At 30.0% G+C, this 1,484-nt stretch carries 3 protein-coding genes; all 3 read left to right on the top strand.

Annotation, left to right across the window (positions count from 1 at the left end):
* Positions 1-313 precede the first annotated feature (313 nt).
* The 3 genes from F3G86_RS04665 (at position 314) to F3G86_RS04655 (ending at position 1,394) form a co-directional block, all read left to right on the top strand.
* Entirely contained in the window at positions 314-505 is a 192-nt protein-coding gene (locus tag F3G86_RS04665; RefSeq protein ID WP_149723119.1) for a hypothetical protein, read from the top strand.
* 178 nt (positions 506-683) lie between these two features.
* Entirely contained in the window at positions 684-1,001 is a 318-nt protein-coding gene (locus F3G86_RS04660) for a hypothetical protein (protein WP_149723118.1), read from the top strand.
* 30 nt (positions 1,002-1,031) lie between these two features.
* A complete protein-coding gene (locus F3G86_RS04655) occupies positions 1,032-1,394 on the top strand; it encodes a hypothetical protein (protein ID WP_149723117.1) in 363 nt (120 codons plus the stop codon).
* Positions 1,395-1,484 lie beyond the last annotated feature (90 nt).

The raw sequence follows: 1,484 nt of genomic DNA, 5'->3' as shown, positions 1-1,484 counted from the left end.
TGGCTAATGGCAAATTTTACTATCGTGGCGTTTGGAAAGAGCCAACTAATTATGAAATTTCTATTTATTTTATAATAGCTTTTATTTGTTTATATTACAGTATGTCAAAAAAAGATAAATGATCTATCATATGGAAGTTGTGAATTTTGTAATAGACCCAAAAACCATAACATATGGGGCCGCCGGTGTAGAGATAGTAAATGATGTATTTAATAGTAGTATGCCCCCATCTACTGGTCTTGGTACGGTAGGTGCAGCAATAAATGACTTTTTTCAGAAGATAGCAATATAAAAAAGACACTTGGAATAGAAAATGAACGTTAAATTTGGATTTATCTTTTTAGGTTGTATTTTCCTTTTGGAGGCTATTTGGGCTTCATTTGGTGGCAAAATTTATTTTAGGTTTCATGGTTTGCAAGCTATTGACGAAAAAAGTATTTTTGGATTTTTCATTGTTGGGTTATTGTTTATATGTTTAGGATTTTTCTACAAATACAAAAAGTAAGTTAAATTTGAAGATGTAAATTTAGAAAAGAGCAGAAGCAATAACAACCAATTCAAGAAATAACTATGTTTTATAAATTCTGCTATGGCTTTATTGGCTTTGGATTTTTATTTATGGCTATTAGGATATTTGCAAACAAAAATTTGAAAGATTTGCAATTGAACATGATTTTTCCACTTTGGGTGATACTTATTTTATTCTAGTTATTATGAGCTTGGCAGCTAGTTTTGCATTTTTTTATCTTGCCTTCCGCTCCACAGAAAACATCAAAAAATACCCAGAGTATTTAGTATGTCTTAAATGTAAAACTACTTGGTGGTTTGGGCATTTACGTGATAAAAGTAAATGCAATTTTTGTGGTGGCAAGGTGATGGATGCAAACAAATATGGTGACTATATAAGAAAACTAGAATTTTTAGAAAAAAGGAAAAAGGGACCTAAAAGAAGAAGCGTCAGAAATAAACGCAAAAAGGATAAAGGCAGTGTTGGTACTTGATGTAAATTTACGAGTAAATAGGCTGAAGCTATGATTAAAATACGGATCATTATAGCAATATTTTTTATATTGCTATCATCTTTAAATTTATATAAATTATTAACTGGTGAAGGCTATAAAGGCGGAAAAGTACATGTTGTCTCAACTACACAGTCAATAATTATACAGATAATTTTAATCATTTTGTTGATCGCATATACGATATATTTGATAAGGCTAAATTCTAAAATACCAGAATTTACAAAGTGTCCAAAGTGTAAAAATAGTTATAATTACGCTGATACTAAAAATGGCAAATGCCCTAAATGTAATGTTGAAACAATAGAAGTCGAAAAATATTATAGGCAATTTCCAGACGAGTTAGAAAATTTGAAGATAGATAAAAATGGTTAGATATTGTCTTGCTTTGGTGATGATTGTAGCTGGGTTTAAAGTGTTGTTTGTTAAGCAATTTTGGTCGCAAGGTGCTTTTCATGATTTTTA

Source organism: Campylobacter concisus (assembly GCF_902460595.1).
In the GTDB taxonomy this organism is placed as follows: domain Bacteria; phylum Campylobacterota; class Campylobacteria; order Campylobacterales; family Campylobacteraceae; genus Campylobacter_A; species Campylobacter_A concisus_BL.
Note: the sequence above shows the minus strand (reverse complement) of the source record. Positions and strands in the feature narration are given on the sequence as shown.

Excerpts from the sequence above, each read along its gene's own strand:
- F3G86_RS04655 (WP_149723117.1), top strand. The coding sequence starts at position 1,032 with ATGATTAAAATACGGATCATTATAGCAATATTTTTTATATTGCTATCA.
- F3G86_RS04665 (WP_149723119.1), top strand. The coding sequence starts at position 314 with ATGAACGTTAAATTTGGATTTATCTTTTTAGGTTGTATTTTCCTTTTG.